This is a genomic window from Paraburkholderia sp. BR10937 (assembly GCF_040965695.1).
Taxonomy (GTDB): domain Bacteria; phylum Pseudomonadota; class Gammaproteobacteria; order Burkholderiales; family Burkholderiaceae; genus Paraburkholderia.
In genome coordinates, this window is the sequence record NZ_JBFRCL010000020.1 from 47,622 (window position 1) to 67,741 (window position 20,120).

At 64.1% G+C, this 20,120-nt stretch carries 15 protein-coding genes and 1 pseudogene; 2 read left to right on the top strand and 14 right to left on the bottom strand.

Annotated elements, in window-relative coordinates:
• Window positions 1–36: 36 nt before the first annotated feature.
• Window positions 37–1,146, top strand: coding sequence for a GlxA family transcriptional regulator (locus AB4Y44_RS18070; protein WP_368700435.1), 1,110 nt, complete (start codon window positions 37–39; stop codon window positions 1,144–1,146).
• A gap of 72 nt (window positions 1,147–1,218) precedes the next feature.
• Here the strand turns inward: AB4Y44_RS18070 and AB4Y44_RS18075 are convergent, their stop codons facing one another.
• The 13 genes and pseudogenes from AB4Y44_RS18075 to AB4Y44_RS18135 form a co-directional block, all read right to left on the bottom strand.
• Window positions 1,219–2,211: a GlxA family transcriptional regulator gene (locus tag AB4Y44_RS18075; protein WP_342923515.1), complete on the bottom strand. Its 993-nt coding sequence runs from the start codon at window positions 2,209–2,211 to the stop codon at window positions 1,219–1,221.
• Between the two features lie 44 nt (window positions 2,212–2,255).
• Window positions 2,256–3,152: a choline ABC transporter permease subunit gene (gene choW, locus AB4Y44_RS18080; protein WP_342923514.1), complete on the bottom strand. Its 897-nt coding sequence runs from the start codon at window positions 3,150–3,152 to the stop codon at window positions 2,256–2,258.
• Window positions 3,145–4,535 (bottom strand): annotated as a pseudogene (locus AB4Y44_RS18085) (glycine betaine/L-proline ABC transporter ATP-binding protein); the annotation flags it as partial. The gene choW and the pseudogene AB4Y44_RS18085, both read right to left, overlap by 8 nt.
• Window positions 4,536–4,547: 12 nt before the next feature.
• A complete protein-coding gene (locus AB4Y44_RS18090) occupies window positions 4,548–5,408 on the bottom strand; it encodes a glycine betaine ABC transporter substrate-binding protein (RefSeq protein ID WP_368700436.1) in 861 nt (286 codons plus the stop codon).
• A gap of 112 nt (window positions 5,409–5,520) precedes the next feature.
• Window positions 5,521–6,666, bottom strand: coding sequence for a 2Fe-2S iron-sulfur cluster-binding protein (locus AB4Y44_RS18095; protein ID WP_368700437.1), 1,146 nt, complete (start codon window positions 6,664–6,666; stop codon window positions 5,521–5,523).
• Between the two features lie 35 nt (window positions 6,667–6,701).
• Window positions 6,702–7,943 (bottom strand): aromatic ring-hydroxylating dioxygenase subunit alpha, encoded by a 1,242-nt coding sequence (locus AB4Y44_RS18100; RefSeq protein ID WP_368700438.1) that lies wholly within the window; start codon window positions 7,941–7,943, stop codon window positions 6,702–6,704.
• A gap of 49 nt (window positions 7,944–7,992) precedes the next feature.
• Window positions 7,993–8,802 (bottom strand): electron transfer flavoprotein subunit beta/FixA family protein, encoded by an 810-nt coding sequence (locus AB4Y44_RS18105; protein ID WP_368700439.1) that lies wholly within the window; start codon window positions 8,800–8,802, stop codon window positions 7,993–7,995.
• Window positions 8,799–9,968, bottom strand: a complete 1,170-nt coding sequence (locus AB4Y44_RS18110; protein WP_368700440.1) for an FAD-binding protein — start codon at window positions 9,966–9,968, stop codon at window positions 8,799–8,801. The genes AB4Y44_RS18105 and AB4Y44_RS18110 overlap by 4 nt, the downstream gene beginning before the upstream one ends.
• A gap of 4 nt (window positions 9,969–9,972) precedes the next feature.
• On the bottom strand, window positions 9,973–11,901 hold the full coding sequence (locus AB4Y44_RS18115) for a (Fe-S)-binding protein (protein WP_368700441.1): 1,929 nt from the start codon (window positions 11,899–11,901) through the stop codon (window positions 9,973–9,975).
• Window positions 11,902–11,904: 3 nt separating this feature from the next.
• Window positions 11,905–13,968, bottom strand: coding sequence for an NADH:flavin oxidoreductase (locus tag AB4Y44_RS18120; protein ID WP_342923507.1), 2,064 nt, complete (start codon window positions 13,966–13,968; stop codon window positions 11,905–11,907).
• 64 nt (window positions 13,969–14,032) lie between these two features.
• Window positions 14,033–14,566, bottom strand: a complete 534-nt coding sequence (locus AB4Y44_RS18125) for a DUF5943 domain-containing protein (protein WP_342923506.1) — start codon at window positions 14,564–14,566, stop codon at window positions 14,033–14,035.
• A gap of 93 nt (window positions 14,567–14,659) precedes the next feature.
• Window positions 14,660–15,631 carry a dipeptidase gene (locus AB4Y44_RS18130; RefSeq protein WP_368700442.1) on the bottom strand — a complete coding sequence of 324 codons (972 nt, stop codon included), beginning with the start codon at window positions 15,629–15,631 and terminating at the stop codon, window positions 14,660–14,662.
• Window positions 15,632–15,681: 50 nt separating this feature from the next.
• Window positions 15,682–16,965 (bottom strand): serine hydroxymethyltransferase, encoded by a 1,284-nt coding sequence (locus AB4Y44_RS18135; protein ID WP_368700443.1) that lies wholly within the window; start codon window positions 16,963–16,965, stop codon window positions 15,682–15,684.
• Window positions 16,966–17,420: 455 nt separating this feature from the next.
• Between AB4Y44_RS18135 and AB4Y44_RS18140 the strand changes: the two genes are divergently transcribed.
• A complete protein-coding gene (locus AB4Y44_RS18140) occupies window positions 17,421–18,452 on the top strand; it encodes a GlxA family transcriptional regulator (RefSeq protein WP_342923503.1) in 1,032 nt (343 codons plus the stop codon).
• Window positions 18,453–18,888: 436 nt separating this feature from the next.
• Here the strand turns inward: AB4Y44_RS18140 and fdhA are convergent, their stop codons facing one another.
• Complete coding sequence (fdhA, locus tag AB4Y44_RS18145) at window positions 18,889–20,085, bottom strand: formaldehyde dehydrogenase, glutathione-independent (RefSeq protein ID WP_368700444.1); 1,197 nt, start codon at window positions 20,083–20,085, stop codon at window positions 18,889–18,891.
• Window positions 20,086–20,120 lie beyond the last annotated feature (35 nt).

The window sequence follows — 20,120 nt, forward strand, 5'->3', positions numbered from 1 at the left end:
TTGCCTGAAACCGCATCGCCGCTTACCTGTGCCTCCATGTCCGACACCCTCGCCACCGCCGTTTCCATCGACGCCGCTCCCAAGGAGCGCATCCGTTTCGGCATCGTGCTGCTGCCGAACTTCACGCTAACCGCGTTCTCCGGTTTCGTCGACATGCTGCGTCTGTCCGCCGACGAAGGCGACTACAGCAAGCCCGTGCGTTGCTCGTGGCGCGTGATCGGCGAGACGCTCGCGCCCGTGCGTGCGAGCTGCGGCATCCAGATCGCGCCTTGGGAGACCTTTACCGACGCCGAACCGGTCGACTATCTGGTCGTCGTGGGCGGACTGCTGCACTCCGGCCCGCACGCGAGCGAAGCCACGCTGCAGTACATCCGTCGCGCGGCCGGCGGCGAGACGACGGTTGTCGGGATCTGCACAGGCGTTTTCGCGCTCATGCGCGCCGGCGTGCTCGACGGTCATCGTATTTGCGTGAGCTGGTTCCACTATTGGGACTTCATCGAGCGCTTCCCCAACGTGAATGCCGATGCCATCGTCGCCGACCGTCTGTTCGCGATCGACCGTCGCCGCATTACCTGCTCGGGCGGCCGCGCATCAATCGACGTCGCCGCTGCCATTTTGCTGCGCCACTTCGATCATGCGACAGTGCAGAAGGCGCTGCGCATCTTGCTGGTCGGCGAAATGCAAAAGGGCAATGCGCCCCAGCCTCACCCGCCCGGCCTCGAGCCTGCCACGCACCCGAAGGTCAAGCGCGCCGTACTGTTGATGGAGCAGCAGGTTGGCCGCAACGTGCCGCTGGAAGAACTGGCCTGCAAGCTGAACCTCTCGGCGCGGCAACTCGAGCGCCTTTTCAAGGCGGAGACGGGGAAGAGTCCGCGCGCGTTTGCCAATGCGTTGCGTCTGCGGACGGCCGCCTGGTTACTCACGAGTTCGGATCGCACCGTTGCCGATATTGCTTCTAGTTGCGGGTTTTCGGATGCTTCGCATCTTGGGCGTGAGTTTCGCAAGCAGTTCGGCGTGCCGCCGGTGATGTTTCGTGCGCAGCGTAGTGGGCAGGATGCGGTGCAGTTGGCAGATCTCGATGCGCTATTGCGGGGGGGTGCTGCGCTTGCTGAGGGCGAGGTTGTTGTTGGTGGTTCGTTGCACTGACTTTTTTTGCCGGTTGGGCGCTTTGTTTGGCCTTTCCTTGAACACAAGGAAAGGCCAAAAAAACAAAACCGATCACTCAGCGCCCCGCCGCTCATGACTAGGCGCATGCCCAAACTGCACCCGATACGCCTTACTAAAATGGCAGGGTGAATTAAACCCACAAATAGCGGTCACACGAGAAATCGAAGTATCGGTCGTACGCAACAGCTCCCGCGCGCGCTTGAGCCGCAACGTCAAGTAATAATGCGTCGGCGAAACGTTGAGATACGCCTTGAACATCCGCTGCAAATGCCGTTGCGAAAGCCGAACGAGCCGCGCGAGTTCCTCCAGCGACAGAGGCTCCTTGATATTAGCCTCCATCAACCGCACGACCTCCACCAACTCGGCACGCGAAAAACCCACACGCGCATCCACGGGAATAGGCTGCAGATCCGACGAGCCGCGAATCCGCTCGAGAATGAACTGTTCGGACACCTTGGCAGCAAGACTCTGACCAAGTCGCGCGCCAACGAGTTCGAGCATCAGATCGAGCGGCGCGGTGCCGCCCGTGCAAGTGAGCCGGTCGCGATCGACCACGAACAGTTCATCGGCGAAACGCACGCGCGGAAACTCTTCGTGAAGAACCGTGAGATCCTCCCAATGCACGGCGCAGCGATAACCGTCCAGCAGCCCGCTCGCCATCAGCGCGTAAGCGCCGGTGCAAATGCCGCCGAGCGGCACGCCCCGCTGCGCCACCATGGCGAGCGTGGCGCGCACGCCCTCGCTCATGATCTCGCGTATGCGTATGCCGCCGCACACGATCAGCACGTCGGGCAGGCACGCCGGGTCGAGAGCCTGCGCGGGGCGCACCGTGATGCCGTTGCTTGCGCGGGCCGGTGCGCCGTCGAGCGAGTAGATCGACCAGCGGTAATGCTCCGCGCGCCCCACGTAGTTCGCCATGCGCAGAACCTCGACCGCACTCGAAAACGCGATCATCGAAAAGTTCTGCAACGTCAGGAAACCGAAATGGCGGAGAGACGATGCCGTGCGCGTCTCGGGCTCGGGCACGGCGATGTCAGTCGTCACATTGCGCTCCTCGGGAAACGCGGTTGATCGTGTTATTTCGACGCTTACGCCTCGACGACTGCGGGACGCACGCGCATCAGTTGCTTGAGCCCCGAGAACAGCGGCGCTTTCACGGCGCCCGGCGCCCGGCCGAAACTCTCAGTAATGCGGTCGAGGATAATGGCGAGCAGCACGACGGACAGTCCGCTTTCGAAACCGAGGCCAATATCCAGCCGCTGAATGCTCGCGAGCACGTCATTGCCTAGACCACCTGCGCCCACCATCGAAGCGATGATGACCATGGAAAGCGCCATCATGATGGTCTGGTTCACGCCCTGCATGATGGACGGCAGCGCATTGGGAAACTGCACCTTGTACAGCAGTTGCCACGGCGTGCAGCCGAACGCCTGCCCTGCTTCTACGATCTCGCGGTTCACGTGCTTGATGCCGAGGCTCGTGAGGCGAACCGCCGGCGGCATGGCAAAGATCACGGTCGACAGAATGCCCGGCACGCGGCCAAGACCGAACAGCATCGCCGCGGGAATCAGATAGACGAACGCGGGCATAGTCTGCATCAGGTCGAGGATGGGCCGCACGATGGTTTGCACCACCTTGCTCTTCGCCGTCCAGATGCCAAGCGGAATGCCGATCACGAGGCTGATCACCGTCGACGAGAGCGTGAGGCCGAGCGTCACCACGGTCTGATCCCAGAAGCCGGTTGCGTAGATCAGCAACAGCGAGCAGGTGGCGAAGATCGCGAAGCGCCAGCCCACGCGCCACAGGCCGATTGCGATGAAGAACGCCATGAGCGCCCACATGGGGATGGCCTGCAAGCCGTGCTCGACGAGCGCAGCAAAGCCCTCGATTGCCTTGCCGACGGCGTCGAAGCTGTTGGCGTCATGGTCCAGCAGATAGTGAACCGACTGATCGACCCACTGGCCGACGGGAATGATCTCAGACATGGGCAGCACCTCGATTACGCGTAATGACCTTCAGGACGGCGGCCTGATCGATGGAGCCGCAATAGCGGCCCTCGTCGTCGACCACGGGCAGCGCCGTCGTGTTCGCACACACGCGCGAGACCACCTGCTCCAGCGGCGTGCCTAGCGTGATGCACTCGACTTTCTTCAGCGACGGCTGCGCGGCGCCTATCGCATCGCGCGTGACGCACCCGCTGATGCGGCGCTGGGCGTCCAGCACGAACGCGTAATCGGCGCTGCCGTTGAGCGACGAGGCCACGCTGTTCGCGTCGAGCGAGCGGATGAGCGGCACGGCTTCGCGCTGCATGAGATCCCCCGCCGTGAGATAGCGGCTCGTGTCCACGCCGTCGAAGAACGCGCGCACATAGTCATCGGCAGGATTGCTGATGATTTCCTGCGGCGTGCCGATCTGCACGATGCGCCCGCCTTCCATGATCGCGATGCGGCTGCCAATGCGCAATGCCTCTTCGAGGTCGTGAGAAACGAACATGATCGTGCGGCGCTGCTCCTTTTGCAGTTGCAGCAGCACGTTCTGCATTTCCTTGCGCTTGAGCGGATCGAGCGCGGAGAACGCTTCGTCCATGATCATGAGCGAGGGATTCACCGCGAGCGCGCGAGCGAGCCCCACGCGCTGCTGCATGCCGCCCGACAGCTCGGCGGGCAGCTTCTGTGCAAACGCCGCGAGGCCGACCTGCTCCAGCACGGCCAGCGCGCGCCGCTCGCGCTCCTTGCGGCCCACGCCCGCCACTTCGAGGCCGAACGCGGCATTCGCGAGCACGCTGCGCTGCGGCATGAGCGCGAACGACTGGAACACCATGCTCATGTCGGTGCGGCGCAGCGCGACCAGTTCCGAGCGCCGCACGGCTGCGATATCGCGCCCGTCGATGATGACCTTGCCGGCCGTGGGCTCCACGAGCCGGTTGATGAGCCGGATCAGCGTGGACTTGCCCGAGCCGGACAGGCCCATCAGCACGAAGATCTCGCCCTCGTGCACCTCGAACGACGCATTGTTCACGCCGAGCACATAGCCGGTCTTCGCGAACAGCTCGTCTTTCGTCGCGCCCTTCGCGAGCAGCTCACGGGCAAGCTTCGGGTTGGGCCCGAATACCTTGCATAGTCCATCGACCACGATCTTGGGGGATTTCATCGACTCCGTCTCCTCGAACGGCAGGCGCCGGCCCGCACGGTATGTCTACATGGTTGCCAGAAAAAACCCTGCCGGGATGGCGAATTGCGACAGACGCTTACGTAAAAGCGACACGGCGCCGCATCAGAACAACTACATGCTGCATATGCACAATCGCGCCGCGCGCGGCCCGTGACGGGCGCTGGTCTGGCGGGGCCGCGGCGGGCCCCCTGCCGTTTGATTGCTTGCGATTACTGCGTGCCCGCCCAGGCGTTCACACGGTCGCCGTGCGCGGCGCTCCACGTGTCGGCGGCAGCGTCGGGCTTCTCGCCGTTCTGGATCGCGAGCATCACGCTGTCGATCTCACCCGGCTTCCACTGGAAGTTCTTCAGGAACGTCACCACCTGCGGAGCCTTCTTCTCGAGCTCGGGGTTGGCCACGTTGTCGACGTGCTCGGCGGCGCCGTAGACGTTCTTCGGATCGTCGAGGAACCGCAGCTTGTACTTGGCGAACATCCAGTGCGGTGTCCAGCCCGTGACGATCACGGGCTTCTTCGACCCTACCGAACGCGCCAGCTCGGCCGTCATCGCGCTGCCCGAACTCGGCATCACGCTGTAGCTAAGGTCGTATTGCTTGACGGCCTCGTCGGTCTTGCGCATCACGCCCGCGCCGGCGTCGATGCCGACGATGCGACCGCCGAACGCCGACTTGTCCGCGTTCAGATCGGCGATGCTCTTCGCGCTCACGTAGTCGGGCACCACGAGGCCGATCTTCGCGCCGGTGAAGTTCGTCCCGAGGTCGACCACCTTGTCCTTGAATTGCGCCCAATACGCGCCCTGCGTGACGGGCAGCCAGGCGGAAAGCGTCGCGTCGAGGTCGCCGCGCGCCACGCCCTGCCACATGATGCCCGCGGCCACCGGCACGAGCTGCACCGGATAGCCGTAGCGTTTCTCGATGATGCGTGCGGCCACGTTGGACGTCGCGACGCTGTCGTCCCAGCCTTCGACATAACCGATCTTCAAGGTCGGCTTGCCGTCGGCAAACGCCGGGGCGCTCAAGCTCACCATCGCCGATAACACACCGGTCCAAAAGAGTTTTCCAGCCAGCTTCATGGTCGATCTCCTGTGATATGGGCAAGCGCCCCGTGCCTATGCAGATTCGCCCGCCACAATCTGCCGCTAACGTCGATTTACGACGTGTTCTTGTCGTTGCGCGACGCGCGCGCTATTTGTCGACGACGAGGTCGGACAGCGGCTTCGAGCAGCACAGCAGCGCCATGCCCTGATCGATTTCGCGCTGGCGTATGCCGCCGCTATGCTTCATATCCACTTGCCCGGAAACGAGCTTGACCTTGCAGGTTCCGCACATGCCCTGACTGCACGAGGAAGCGAGGCGCACGCCGGCCTGGCGCGCAGCATCGAGCACGGTCTGTTGTGCACCGCATTGAATCTCGCGGCGGCTCTTCGCGAAGGTGATCTTGAAGCTGGCTGTTTCGACGGACAATTCCGCCGGAGGCTGTTCGACTGGCGCTTCGGCCTCAGCCGTAAGCGTTTCGAATGAAAAACTCTCTTCGTGATAGCGTTTGCGCTCAAAGCCCGCTTCGTCGAGCAGATCGCGCACGGCTTTCATGTAGGGCGCTGGCCCGCAGGTGAAGATTTCGCGCTCCATGAAGTCCGGTGCGATCAACTTCAGCAGCGGCAGCGAGAGAAAGCCCGTCACGCCTGACCAATCGGTGCGCGCGCCCACCCTTTCACAGACGAACGACGTGCGGAAATTCGCGCGGCTCGACGCGATCAGCTCCAGCTCGCGCGCGAAGATGATGTCGTCGGGCGTGCGGGCGCTGTGCACGAAAACAATGTCGCGGTCCTCGGCGAGATCGTGATGCGCGCGGCTCATCGACATCAGTGGTGTGACGCCGGACCCCGCGGAAAGGAACAGATACTTCGGCGCAGGGTGACGCGCACAGGTGAATTCGCCGGCCGGCCCGAGCACGCGCAGCGAAACACCCGGACGCAGGTTGTCGTGCAGCCAGTTCGACACCTTGCCGCCCGGCACGCGCTTGACCGTAATGGAAATGGTATGAGGCCGTGCAGGCGACGAGGAAATCGTATAGCACCGGTTGATGGCCTCGCCGTCGATCTCGAGTTCGAGCGTGAGGAACTGTCCCGGCTCGAACGAGAACGTGCGGCCCTGCGGCGAGCGCAGGAAAAAGCTCTTTACGTCGTGCGTTTCCTGCCAGACATGGCAGCACACGAGGGTCTCCTCGACCTCGCTCGTCCACCGCTCGGGCAGCGCGCCCCAGAACGCCGGGCGCGTGACCCGGCTGTCGCTGGCGTCGAGTGGATTGAATTGGGCCGCGTCTCGCATCATGTCAAACTCCGCTCTCTCTGCTTTACGCGTATGCGTTATGCGCCAATCTGCGTGGCGAGGCGGCCGATATACCAGGCCGAGAACTTTTCGACGAGCCCTTCCGTGTATGGCGAATACGGACCCGGTTCATACGCGCTGCTCGCCGCGCCGCGCTGCGAGTACTCCACGAGAGTGCGGTCCTGGTTGTTGGTCGCGTTCCACACGGCGGTGAGGTTCTCCACGTCGTAATCGATGCCCTCGCGCGCGTCCTTGTGAACGAGCCAGCGCGTGCGCACGAGCGTTTCGCCAGCGGACAGCGGAATCACGGAAAACGACACGATATGGTCGCTCATGAAGTGATGCCACGAATTCGGCTGCGTCCAGAACGAGAGGCCGCCGAGATCGGCCGTGCGGAACTCGCCGAGCAGCTTCTTCGAGGCGACCTTCGCGTCCAGCGTTTGCGACTCGCCACAGCGGTCGAGCGGCAGGCGCTGCGTGCGAAAGCCCGTGACATCCAGCAGTTTTTCGACTTCGACCGATGGCAGATCCATCGCTTCCCACTGCTTCGCGCGCTCGTTGCAGGTGCGCTCGAACGCGTCCATGCCTTCCGCGTTGGCGTCCGTGCGCGCGTAGCCAAAGCCGTATTCGTAGAGCGAAATCGTCAGCTCGGGATGATTCGCCACGCAGTGATAGCACTCGCGATTGTTTTCCATCACGAGCTTCCAGTTGCCCTTCTCGATGATGTCGACCTGCGCGGCGACCTTGCAGCCCGCCAGGTCGTGCGGCAGCAGGTACGGCTCCATCTCGGCGCGCATGAGCGCGAAGTCGGCGGGCGGCTCTTCGGCGAGACACACGAAGATCAGGCCCGCGAGATTTTCCACATGCACGCTCTTGAGGCTGTGCTTGCAGCGGTCGAACTGCTCGCCCATATGCTCGGCGAACATCAGCGCGCCGGTCAGGTTGTAGGTCCAGCTGTGATACGGGCACACGATATTGCCCACCGACCCCTTCTCTTCGTTGCACAGACGCGCGCCGCGGTGGCGGCAGACGTTGTGGAACGCGCGCACCTGCATGTCGTCGTCGCGCACGATCAGGATCGAGTCGCCCGCCAGATCGACGGTCACGTAGTCGCCCGGCTCGGGAATCTCCGCTTCCGTGGCGACCTCGATCCAGTGTTGCCGGAAAATCGTCTCCATATCGAGCGCGAAAATCTCCTCGCTCAGGTAGAAGGGCGCCTCCAGGCTGTAACCCGCCTGGCGGCGCTCGATCAGCGCGCGAATCTCTGCCGTTACTTTCATGTGTGCTCCGGATTTTTCATCCCAGTTCGTTGCCGACAGGCCAGCAAAATCAGTAGTCGATGAGTTGATGCTCCCGCAAATACGCGAGGATCACTTGTGCTTTTTCGACCGAACTCCCTTCAATTACGACGTTGCCGCCCCGGCTTTCGGTCGTGGTCGCCGAAAGCATGCGCGCGTGGCCTGAGCGCTTCTCCGCCGCGGCCAGCCGCACGGGTTTACGCTCGATCGGGCCGACCGACCATGCGGAAGCTTCGGTCGATTCGGCGGCGCTGACGTGCGTTGCGCTCGCGGGCCGCACCGCGCCCGCGCGCAGCCGCGCATAGGCGTAATGGGGCTGGGCGTTCGCGAGCGGATGCACGGCGATCACGGCCGGCAGCGCGGTCTGCACGCGACGGCGCAGGCCTTTGGGCAGAAACTGGCGCACCACGGCGGCACGCGTGGCGCTGTCCACGTCGACATCCACGGCGCCGCCCACGATCGGTACACCCAGCGCGGCCGCCACGCGGTACGGCAGCATGCCGCTGTCGTGCGCGCCCTCGGCGCGCGTGCCGGTCAGCACGAGGTCGTAGCCGCGCACGCGCTCGGCGAGCACGCGCGCCGCGTCGCCGGAAGGCGCGCAGGCCAGCACCTCGACTTCGTGCGCGCCCAGCGCGAGGTATTCGGCGAGTGCGGGATTGGCGTCGCCTGCGTGCAGCACGTCGAGACGCGCGCGATGCCGCTCGGCCAGCGTGCGCGCGAGGTCGAGCGCGAGCGCGTCGTTGCGGCTGTACCGCGGCGCCCCGCTCACGGGGTGACGCCCCACCGAAACGAGCACCGCAATGCGCTCGATTCCACGTTGAGGATCATGGCGTGCGTTCATGCGGCGACTCCTGCGGAATGCGTTTCGTCACGTACGGTGCTCATCTCGCCGCGCTTTGCGCGTGCGGCTTGCACCTGTTCGATCAGCGCGGCGATCGTGCCTTGCGCGTCGCCGACTACGGTCAGGTTGGCGCGCTTCGCTATCGGCGCGCTGCCGTCGAGATTCACGGCAATCACATGGCGGCAGTCCTTGATGCCCTGCAAGTGCTGCACGGCGCCCGAAATGCCGAACGCGATATAGACGCTCGCCTCGACCGTCTTGCCCGTTGCGCCCACCTGCTTGTCGCGCGTGAAGTGGCCGTTGTCCACGGCCACGCGGCTCGCGCCGATCGCCGCGCCGAATGCGCCGGCAAGGCGCCCGAACGCGGCAATGTCGGTCACGCCGTTGCCCGCCGAGACGATGAAATCGGCTTCTTCGAGCGCGACCTGGGCGGCGTCGATGGATTCGAGCCCGAGATCCTTGTATGGCGACACGAGGTCCGTAGCCGGCCGGATGAAATCGCCCGCGAGGCGTTCGCCCGCGCCGACGAAAGGCAGCTTCGCCTCGACGGCGTTCGGCGCGAGCAGGACCACGTCGGGCAGCGAGCGCGCGGCCCACGCGCGCTTCGCCTGTTCATACACGCCCACGTGCCTCGCATCGATCTCGACCACGTGGGTCGCCACGCTCGCACCGGCGGCGGCCGCATAACGGCGGCCGAGGTCGCCGTCGCCGCTGGCGTTGTCGGGCAGGAAGACGTGCTTCGGCGCGAGCGCCGCCGCGCAGGCCTGCAGCGCGCGCAACGCGCTTTCCGGCGCGAACGTGCGGCGCTCGAAACCGGGCAGTTCGATCAGCTTGTCCACGCCGAGCGCCCCGGCGTCGTCCTTCAGCTCGCCGAACACGAGTAACGCGACTTCGGTTTGCGCATCGGCCAGCAGCGCGGCGGCGGCGATGGCCTGGCACGCGTGATCGTCGAGCGCGCCGCGTTCGGCGTGCGCAACGGCGAGCAGAACATGATCGGGATGACTCACCACGCGGCGTGGCTTCGCTGCGCTTGCGTGCGCGCGCTGCGCGAGCCACTGCGCATCGCTCGCGTCCGCGCTGCCGGTTTCGCCGAGCGTGATGCGCTTGAGGCCCGCCGCCGTGACCACGAAGGAGCGGCGCGGATCGATTCGTTTGAGAGTATTCATCGATTCACTCCAGCGAGGCGGCCACGAGTTCGGCCACGTCGAGCACGTCGGGGCGCGGGCCCACCACGCCTTCGAGCATGGCCGTGCACTGTGGGCAGGCCACGGCGACCACGTCGGCATTGACCGCGCGCGCGTCGGCGATGCGGATGTCGGGAATGCGCTGCTTGCCGGGGATATCAGTGAGCGGCGCGCCGCCGCCACCGCCGCAGCAGCGTGCACGCATGCCGTGGCGCTCCATCTCCACGACCTTGATGCCGATGGTCTTGAGCAGCTTGCGCGGCGCTTCGGTCTCGCCGTTGTAGCGGCCCAGATAGCAGGGATCGTGATAGGTCGTGCGCTTTTCCGCGAGCGCCTGCACGGCCTTGGGCGCGATGCGTCCGGTCGCGGCGAGTTCCGCGAGGTAGGTCGTGTGATGAAGCACTTCGTAACGCCCGCCAAGCGCGCGGTACTCGTTGCGCAGGCTGTGCATGACGTGCGGATCGGCGGTGACGATGCGCGCGAAGTCCAGCGTGGCGAGCGTCGCCATCATCTGCCTGGCCATCTGCTGGAACGTGGCTTCGTCGCCGAGGCGGCGCGCCACGTCGCCCGTATCGGTTTCCCGCGCGCCGAGCACCGCGTAGTTCACGCCCGCCTTGTTGAGCACCTTCACGAGCGCGCGCAGCGTGCGCTGATAGCGCATGTCGAACGCACCCTCGCCCGCCACCACGAGTATGTCTACACGCTTGCCCGGTTGCGCCACGGGCGCGTTGAGATCGACCGACCAGTCGTAGCGCGCCGCCTTGTCGTAGCCGCCCGCCGTGCCCGTTTCGCGCAGATTGGCCAGCACCTCGGGGCCTTTGCCCGGCACCTCGCCGTGCACCAGCGTCTGGTTGCGGCGCATATCGACGATGGCATCCACGTGCTCGATCAGCATCGGGCACTCCTGCACGCAGGCGCGGCAGGTCGTGCAGGACCACAGCGTTTGCGCTTCGATCAGGTTTGAGACGATCGGACCAGTCGGCGCGCCGCCATGCTGGCCGACCTTGATGCCGGGCGTGGGGCTGCCCGCATAGGCCGCATCGGTGCCGCCCGCCATGCCGACCACGAGATCCTGAATCAGCTTCTTGGGGTTGAGCGGCTGGCCCGAGGCGAAAGCGGGGCACGCGGCCTCGCATTTGCCGCACTGCACGCAGGCGTCGAAGCTCAGCAACTGGTTCCAGCGGAACTCGACGGGTTTCGCCACGCCGTATTCCTGCTTCTCTTCGATGTCGGGGAGCTTCAGCGCGGTGGGCGGCGTGGCCGTGCCGTTGCCGGTCCAGCCCTCGCGCGAGGCCGAAAAACGCTCCTGACGCGGATGGAACGCGAGGTGCAGCAGCCCCGCCACGGCATGCTTCATCGGGCCGCCGCGCGCCGCGCCGAACGTCATCGCGAACGCGCCCACGGCGATCAGCACCGCGCACAGCACCGCGAAGCCGCCCGACATGGCGCCCGCCGGTACGATCGTGAAGAGCGCCACGCCCAGCGCGAACGAACCGAGCAGCCACGGCAGCGTATTCCAGGGCCCGCGCGAGAGGCGTGCCGGCACCGCCTTCGCGTGACGGCGGCGCCACACGAACACCACGCCGATCAGCATGGCGAGCGCCGCGAGAAAGATCAGCTTGTCGAGCCACGGCGAATAGATCGCGAACCCGTAGTTGACGAACACGAGCGCGAGCGCCGCGATGGCGCCCCCCGCGGTGGCGACGTGCGTTTTGGCGATGTACGGATCGCGCGCGACCACGTGGTGCAGATCGACGAAATAACGCTTCGGGATACTGAACAGCTTGCCGACACCGACGGAGCCGGGTGAGGCTGCACGCCCCACCCGCCAGAAAGCGGCACGCTTCGCGACCGCGAACGCGAGCCCCGCCATCGACACCCACAGCAGCGCGGTAATGAGCCAGGTCGGATTCATGGTTCAGAAGTCCTTGGCGAGCCGCAGCGCGTCGTAAATTGCGCCGTGAATGTTGTGCAGGGAGATGCAGTCGCCCACGCGGAACAGCAGGAAGCGGCCATTGCCGAGTTCTTCCGCAAGGCACGGCTGCGCCTCGGCCGCGAAGAGCTTGTGCACGTCCACCTGCCCGCGATTGACCGATTCGGGCTTGAGTTTCCAGTACAACGCGTCGTTGGGCGTGCTGCCGTTTTCGATCACCACCTGATCGACGGCGCGCTCTTCCTGTTCCTCCGTGTACTCGTTGCGCAGCACGGCGATCTTCTTGCCGTCCTCTTCGTACACACGGTCGAGCCAGTAATTCGGCGTGTGGATCACGCCCTGCGCATAGAGGCGGCGATAGAAAATCGGGAACGTGGTGCCGCCCACGTCGTCGGCGACCTTCACGTCGGGCGTCACGATCTCGACCTTCGAGCCGCGGCTCGAAATGAAATCGGCGACGCCTGCGCCAGCATGCGTGCTGACGCCGTCATAGACGAGCACGTTCTGTTTCGGCTCGACCTTGCCGCTCAGGATGTCCCACGCGCTTACGGCGAGCCCCTCTTCCACGCCCCAGGCCGGAACCTGCTGCGTGAAGCTCGACCCGCCCGTGGCGAGCACGATGATGTCGGGCTTTTCCGCGAGGATGGTTTTCTCGTCGGCCGTCACGCCAAGGCGGCGATCCACGCCGAGGCGTTTCGTCTCCATGTCGAACCAGCGCACGATGCCCGCCATCTGCTCGCGCTGCGGCGCTTTCGCGGCGAGCAGAATCTGACCGCCCACGGCGTCGTTCTTCTCGAACAGCACGACGTCATGGCCGCGCAGCCGCGCCACGCGTGCGGCCTCCAGGCCCGCCGGGCCCGCGCCGACCACCACGACCTTGCGCTTGGGGCCGCGCGATTTTTCGATCACGTGCGGCATGGTCGCTTCGCGCGACGTTGCCGCGTTCTGCACGCACAGCACGTCGAGCCCGTTGTACTGGCGGTCGATGCAATAGTTCGCGCCCACGCACTGCTTGATCTCGTCTTCGCGGCCGTCGCGAATCTTGATGACCATGTGCGGGTCGGCGATCTGCGCGCGCGTCATGCCCACGAGATCGACCATGCCGCTCGCGAGCAGACGCTCGGCCTGGCCCGCGTCGCGAATGCTCTGCGCGTGCATGACCGGCAGCTTGACCACCGACTTGATGCCCGCCGCGAGATGCACGAACGGCTCCGGCGGCAGCGCCATGGGCGGCATGCAGTTCGCGAGCGTGTTGTGCGTATCCGCGCCGGAGCCGATCACGCCGAGATAATCGATGAGACCCGTTTCCGACATCGCCTGCGCGATTTCCTTGAGCTGCTCGTGATCGAGGCCGTCTTCGTGGAACTCGTCGCCGCACATGCGCAGGCCGACACAAAAATCCTTGCCCACCGCTTCGCGCACGGCCTTGAGCACTTCCACGCCGAAACGCAGACGGTTTTCGAGCGAGCCGCCCCATTCGTCGGTGCGGAAGTTCGTGCGCGGGCTCCAGAACTGGTCGATCAGATGCTGGTGCGCGGCGGAGATTTCGATGCCGTCCATGCCCGCGTCCTTCACGCGCTTTGCAGCGGCCGCAAAGTCGCCGATGATGCGGCGGATCTCCTCCACCTCGATGATTTTCGCGTTGCCGCGGTGCACGGGCTCGCGTACGCCCGAAGGCGACATCAAATGCGGCCAATGCTCGCCGTGAAAGGCGGAGCGGCGGCCCATGTGGGTGGCCTGGATCATGATCTTCGCTCCGTGGCGGTGCATGGCCTCGGCCAGACGCGCGAGCGGATCGATGATCTTGTCGGTGGCTAGATTCACCGACTTCCACCAGCCCTGTGGACTGTCGATCGACACCGGGCTCGAACCGCCGCATACGGCCAGGCCCACGCCACCCTTGGCCTTTTCTTCGTAATAGCGGATATAGCGGTCGCCCGGCAAGCCGCCCGGCTCCGCGTAGACCTCGGCGTGGGCCGTGCTGACGATGCGGTTGCGCAGCGTGAGCTGATTGAGCGTCAAGGGTTTGAACAGATTGGGGTAGCGCATCGCAGACGACCTCTGGCGTTCGTGTCTTTTGGTGTGACCTGTATTACGGGTGGCGCGCGGTCGTTCAGGCGGCGATCGGCGAGACTTCGAATACGCAGTGCGCGTGGCCTTCGGCGGCGCACTGCACTTCTTTCGACTGCGAACGCGGCGCGTCCTTGCCGCCCTCCGTGGTGTCGTTCACCCAGTCCATCGCGCCCGCGAACCATCCCGCGAACATGTAGCAAAGCTTGCCTTCCTTGCCCGGCTGCGCGAGCACGAACGACGAATGACGCAATTCGATCTTCGCGCGCGCGGTTGCCGGGTCGGCCTCGCGTATCGTGAAGAGGCCCCAGCCGCGCTGCGAAAGACGCTTCAGGTAGTGCTCGAACACGGCCATGCCGGCAATGCCGTGCTTTTCGGCTTCCTTCGCGCACCAGTGGTACGCCGACTTGTAGCCGGCCTGGTAGAGAATCTCGGCGTACGCATCACGGCCCAACGCCTCTTCCACGGCGGTGTGATTGTTGGTGAAGAAGTGACGCGGCACGTACAGCATCGGCAGCGCGTCCGTGGTCCAGACGCCGGTGGCGGGATCGACATCGATCGGCAGTTGCGGTTGCATTTCGTGGGGCTCCAATGACTCAACGAGCGATTTTATTCAGGGTTTCTAATTACTTGAGATGGCCTTTCCACGCTGCATGGTCAGGCCGGACGGTCAACCGCCCCAGACTTCGCCGAATACGCGCATCCAGTTCTCGCCCATGACCTTCTTGATGCGCGTCTCGCCCCAGCCGGCTTTTTGCATGGCGGCGGTGAGATTCGGAAATTCGCCGATCGTGCGGATGCCTTCCGGGTTCACGACCTTGCCGAAATTCGTGAGACGGCGATAACGGCCCTTGTCGTGCGTGATCCAGTCGAAGAACTCGGTGCTGTAGCCTTGCGTGAAATCCGTGCCGATGCCCACGCGGTCCTCGCCGATCAGATCGACCACGTATTCGATCGCTTCGAGATAGTCCTCGACCGTCGAATCCGGGCCCTTCTTGAGGAACGGCGCGAACATCGTTACGCCCACGAAGCCGTTCGCGTCAGCAATCTCCTTCAGCTGCTCGTCGGTCTTGTTGCGCGGATGCTCCTTGAGACCCGACGGACAGCAGTGCGAATACGTCACCGGCTTCTTCGAGCACGCAATCGCATCCGATGACGTCTTTCCGCCCACGTGCGAGAGATCGACGAGGATCCCCACGCGGTTCATTTCCTGGATCACTTCGCGCCCGTAGCCGGAGAGCCCGCCGTCCGGCTCATAGCAGCCCGTGCCGACGAGGTTCTGCGTGTTGTAGCAAAGCTGCACGACATTCACGCCGAGTTCCTTGAACACCTCGATATAGCCCAGGTTGTCTTCGAACGCATACGAGTTCTGGAAGCCGAAGATGATGCCCGTCTTGTTCTCTTTCTTCGCCCGCAGGATGTCGTCGGTCGTGCGCACGAGCGTGAGGATCTCGCTGTACTCGCGAATCTGCTGCTTCATCTGCGCAATGTTGTCCACCGTCTTCTGGAAGTCTTCCCACACGGATACCGTGCAGTTGACGGCGGTGACGCCGCCCTTGCGCATGTCTTCGAACACCGAGCGCTCGAACTTCGAAATGTTCAGGCCGTCGATGATGATGCTGTTGTCGTGCAGAGTGCTCATTAGCCGCTCCGAAACTCGCGAATGAAATTGAAAGGCGGTGGTGTGAGGAATCAGGCTTGCGGATAGATCGGGAAGCGCCTGCACAGCGCGAAGATCTCGCGGCGCACGCGCTGCTCGGTGGCGGCGTCGCCTTCGGGATGCGTGCGCAGCGCGTCGAACACTTCGAGAATCAGGCGGCCGATCTCGCGGAATTCGTCCACGCCGAAACCGCGCGTCGTGCCCGCGGGCGTGCCGAGGCGAATGCCCGAAGTCACCGTGGGCTTTTCGGCGTCGAACGGAATGCCGTTCTTGTTGCAGGTGATGCCGGCGCGCTCGAGCGCCTGCTCGACCTGATTGCCCTTCAGGCCCTTGGGCCGCAGATCGACGAGCAGCAGATGGTTGTCGGTGCCGCCCGTCACGAGATCGACGCCGCCCGCCTTGAGCACCTCGCCCAGCGCCTTCGCGTTGGCGAGCACGCTGTCGATATAGGTCTTGAAGCCGGCGTCGAGCGCTTCGCCGAACGCCACCGCCTTGCCCGCGATCACGTGCATGAGCGGGCCGCCCTGCAGGCCGGGGAACACGGCCGAGTTGATCTTCCTGGCGATCTCCTCGTCGTTGGTCAGCACGAAGCCGCCGCGCGGGCCGCGCAGCGTCTTGTGCGTGGTGGAGGTGACGACGTGCGCGTGCTCGACGGGGTTCTGATGACGCCCCGCCGCGATGATGCCCGCGATATGCGCCATATCCACCATCAGCTTCGCGCCGACCGCGTCGGCGATGGCGCGAAAGCGCGCGAAGTCGAGGGCGCGCGGATACGCGGAAAAGCCCGCGATGATGAGGCTGGGCTTGTGCTGCTGCGCGAGTTCTTCGACCTGGTCGTAATCAATCAGCATGGTTTCGCGGTTCACGCCGTACTGCACGGCGTTGAACCACTTGCCCGAAAGCGCCGGCTTGGCGCCGTGCGTGAGGTGGCCGCCCGCGTCGAGCGACATGCCGAGCACCGTGTCGCCCGGCCTGGCGAGCGCGAGCATGACCGAGCCGTTGGCCTGGGCGCCCGAATGCGGTTGGACGTTGGCGAAGCCCGCGTTGAACAGTTGCTTGATGCGGCTGATGGCGAGTGCTTCCACCTCGTCGGCGAATTCGCAGCCGCCGTAATAGCGCTTGCCCGGATAACCTTCAGCGTACTTGTTGGTCAGCACCGAGCCCTGGGCCTCGAGCACGGCGCGCGACACGATGTTTTCCGACGCGATCATTTCGACCTGCGACTGCTGCCGCTCGAGTTCTTTCAGGATGCTGCTGCGGATTGCCGAATCGCGCTGCGCCAGCGTTTGCGAAAAGAAAGGTTGAGTGTTCGACATAGGGCTTCCGTGACGATGAATGAAGGACTTCCTGCAATGCTGGAGGCCCCGTCGCGACTGGCTTGAGAGCGGCTTTGAACCCGCTTGACCGGCTGGGGACCGACGGTTCTATTCTTGTCGTTCGAATTGGCGCTCAACGTCGAAATTCAGACGCGTTCTTTTCCTTTTCCGCCATCCGCGTCCATTTTTCACAAGTGGCTTCGCCAGGGCGCCCGCTAACGGTGCGCCGTGCCCCATGTTCCCCAATCCGATTTATTTATCGTGCATCGCGGTGCACCAATCCCGCACTCTCGTCCTGTTTCCCGCGTCCGGCTTTTTTGTCCAGATGACTCAGGGTTTTGCCGCATGGCACACTGGACCCGCCAAATTCGAAAATTGCGGTAGCGTAGCCGGCCCCCCGGCCTCACCGGGCCTCCATTGGGCATCAGGCTACCGATCACAAGGAATCGTCCCCCATGCTGCCGGATCGCACAGCGTCGTTAGCGCACTTCGCGTTCATGCCGCTGCCCGACTTCACGATGATCGCGTTCACGAACGCCATCGAAGTTCTTCGTATGGCTAACTACCTGAGCGGGCAGCCGCTTTACAGGTGGTCGATCATCAGCCCGGAGGGCGGCCCGGTCGCGTCGAGCAACGGGCTTTCCATCGACACAGGCCCGGCCGAATGCGTGGGGCAGCCCGATATCGTGTTCGTCTGCGGGGGCATCGATGTGCAGCGGGCCACTACGCCTGCCCATCTCGCTGCGCTGCGCCGCTTCGCGCGCATGGGTGTCACGCTGGGCAGCCTGTGCACGGGGACCTATGCGCTGGCGAAATCCGGGCTGCTGGCTGGGTATGCTTGCGCGATCCATTGGGAAAACATGTCGGCGCTGAAGGAAGAGTTTCCTTCGACGCGTTTTCTCAAGGAGCTCTTCGTCATCGATCGCGACCGCGTGACCTGCACGGGCGGCGTCGCGCCGCTCGACATGATGCTGCATCTCATCACGGCACGTGTGGGCACTGCTCGCGTGACGCAGATCGCCGAGCAGTTCGTGGTCGAGCATGTGCGCGATACGTCTGCCCAGCAGCGCATGCCGCTCGTCGCGCGGCTCGGGTCCGCGAACAAGTCGCTCTTCGAAGTCATTTCTCTCATGGAGAACAATATCGAGGAGCCGCTTTCGCGTGAGGAACTCGCACGGCTTGCGAATATGTCACAGCGGCAGTTGCAGCGGCTCTTTCATGAGCATCTTGGCATGACGCCGACGCATTACTATTTGACGCTGCGGTTGCGGCGGGCGCGTGAGCTGCTGCTGCAGACCGATATGTCGATTATGCAGATTACGATGGCCTGCGGGTTTCAGTCGGCTTGTCACTTTAGCAAGAGCTATCGGGATGCTTTTGGGAGTGCGCCTACTGGGGAGCGGAGGAAGCGGGTTGCACCGCTTTCTGGGTTGGATTCGCCTGGCGCGGCTGTTGTTGTTGTGCCTGCGCCTGTCGTTCATGTTTGAAACCTGGTTTCGCGGCGGTCTGCTAGCGTTGCCCCTGTGCTGGCTCCGGAGCGTCTGTCATCTCGCACCTTCAAAGGTAGTGACAAGGCGCTCATACTTCCGGCGGGGCTGCGCGCGCCGAAGGGCATAGCTAAAACCCTTTGGTTTCCCTGGCAGCCCCAACCGCAGCGCGCGTAGCGAGCAGCGGGATGAATGACGGCCTTGTCACCAAGTTTGGTGGTGCGAGGTGACAGACGCTCCGGAGCCATTCACCATTTACGGCGAGATGAGAACTGTGGCAGGCATTAGCGGTTTGAGCGGCTTTCTTTTGCCTACTTTTCTTTGCCGCTGCAAAGAAAAGTAGGTGCTGCCCCGCACAGGGGCAACGCGTGCGTACCGACGCGACAACAGGAAAACCCCAAAAAACCGGCCAAAAGCCAAAAACCAAAACCAAAACCTAAGCGGCCAACAACCCATGCGGATCAATCACAAACTTCCGCGGCGCACCGCCATCAAACTTTTTATAGCCCTCAGGGGCTTCATCAAGCGAAATAACCGACACATTAACGATCTTGGCGATCGGCAACCGATCAAACAAAATCGCCTGCATGAGATTGCGGTTGTACTTGAGCACGGGCGTCTGCCCCGTATGGAAAGTATGCGACTTGGCCCAACCAAGCCCAAAGCGGATGCTAAGGCTCCCATGCTGCGCTGCCACGTCGCGTGCGCCCGGATCATCCGTCACGTACAGCCCCGGAATACCGATCATGCCCGCGGGCCGCGTAATTTCCATCAGCGAATTGAGGACCGTGGCCGGCGCCTCTTCCGAGTGACCAGAAGCGCCATGCCCATGCGCTTCGAAGCCCACGCAATCCACCGCGCAATCGATCTCCGGCTTGCCGAGTATCTGCTCGATCTGCTCGCCGAGCGTCGCGTCTTTCGAAAGATCGACCACTTCGAAGCCCATGGCCTTCGCATGCGCGAGCCGCTCGGCATTGATGTCGCCGACGATCGTGCAGGCCGCGCCGAGCAAACGCGCCGAAGCCGCAGCCGCCATCCCCACGGGACCCGCGCCCGCGATATAGACGGTCGAGCCCGGCTTTACGCCCGCCGTGACCGCGCCGTGATAGCCCGTAGGCAGAATGTCGGAAAGGCAGGTGAGATCGCGGATCTTCGACATGGCCTGATCGCGGTCCGGAAATTTCAGCAGGTTGAAATCGGCGTACGGCACGAGCACGTATTCGGCCTGGCCGCCAATCCAGCCGCCCATGTCGACATAGCCGTAAGCGCCGCCCGCGCGCGACGGATTCACGTTCAGGCAAACGCCGGTGTGCTGCTCGCGGCACATCGCACAGCGCCCGCACGCCACATTGAACGGTACGGAAACGAGGTCGCCGATCTTCAGCGTTTCGACGTCGTTGCCCACCTCCACCACTTCGCCGGTGATTTCGTGGCCCAGCACGAGACCGACGGGCGCCGTCGTGCGCCCGCGCACCATATGCTGGTCCGAGCCGCAGATATTCGTGCTGACCACCTTCAGAATGACGCCATGGCCGATCGAGCGCCCGCTCGGATCGACCATCTTCGGATACGCGATCTTCTGCACCTCGACCTTGCCCGGACCTTGATACACGACGCCTCGATTACCGCTCATCTCGCTGTCTCCTGTTCGATGCAGCTCGCAACGCT

Coding starts and splice junctions, on each gene's coding strand:
- AB4Y44_RS18110 (WP_368700440.1), bottom strand. CDS start 9,968: ATGAATACTCTCAAACGAATCGATCCGCGCCGCTCCTTCGTGGTCACG.
- AB4Y44_RS18100 (WP_368700438.1), bottom strand. CDS start 7,943: ATGAAAGTAACGGCAGAGATTCGCGCGCTGATCGAGCGCCGCCAGGCG.
- AB4Y44_RS18090 (WP_368700436.1), bottom strand. CDS start 5,408: ATGAAGCTGGCTGGAAAACTCTTTTGGACCGGTGTGTTATCGGCGATG.
- AB4Y44_RS18120 (WP_342923507.1), bottom strand. CDS start 13,968: ATGCGCTACCCCAATCTGTTCAAACCCTTGACGCTCAATCAGCTCACG.
- choW (WP_342923514.1), bottom strand. CDS start 3,152: ATGTCTGAGATCATTCCCGTCGGCCAGTGGGTCGATCAGTCGGTTCAC.
- AB4Y44_RS18135 (WP_368700443.1), bottom strand. CDS start 16,965: ATGTCGAACACTCAACCTTTCTTTTCGCAAACGCTGGCGCAGCGCGAT.
- AB4Y44_RS18105 (WP_368700439.1), bottom strand. CDS start 8,802: ATGAACGCACGCCATGATCCTCAACGTGGAATCGAGCGCATTGCGGTG.
- AB4Y44_RS18115 (WP_368700441.1), bottom strand. CDS start 11,901: ATGAATCCGACCTGGCTCATTACCGCGCTGCTGTGGGTGTCGATGGCG.
- AB4Y44_RS18070 (WP_368700435.1), top strand. CDS start 37: ATGTCCGACACCCTCGCCACCGCCGTTTCCATCGACGCCGCTCCCAAG.
- fdhA (WP_368700444.1), bottom strand. CDS start 20,085: ATGAGCGGTAATCGAGGCGTCGTGTATCAAGGTCCGGGCAAGGTCGAG.
- AB4Y44_RS18140 (WP_342923503.1), top strand. CDS start 17,421: ATGCTGCCGGATCGCACAGCGTCGTTAGCGCACTTCGCGTTCATGCCG.
- AB4Y44_RS18095 (WP_368700437.1), bottom strand. CDS start 6,666: ATGATGCGAGACGCGGCCCAATTCAATCCACTCGACGCCAGCGACAGC.
- AB4Y44_RS18125 (WP_342923506.1), bottom strand. CDS start 14,566: ATGCAACCGCAACTGCCGATCGATGTCGATCCCGCCACCGGCGTCTGG.
- AB4Y44_RS18130 (WP_368700442.1), bottom strand. CDS start 15,631: ATGAGCACTCTGCACGACAACAGCATCATCATCGACGGCCTGAACATT.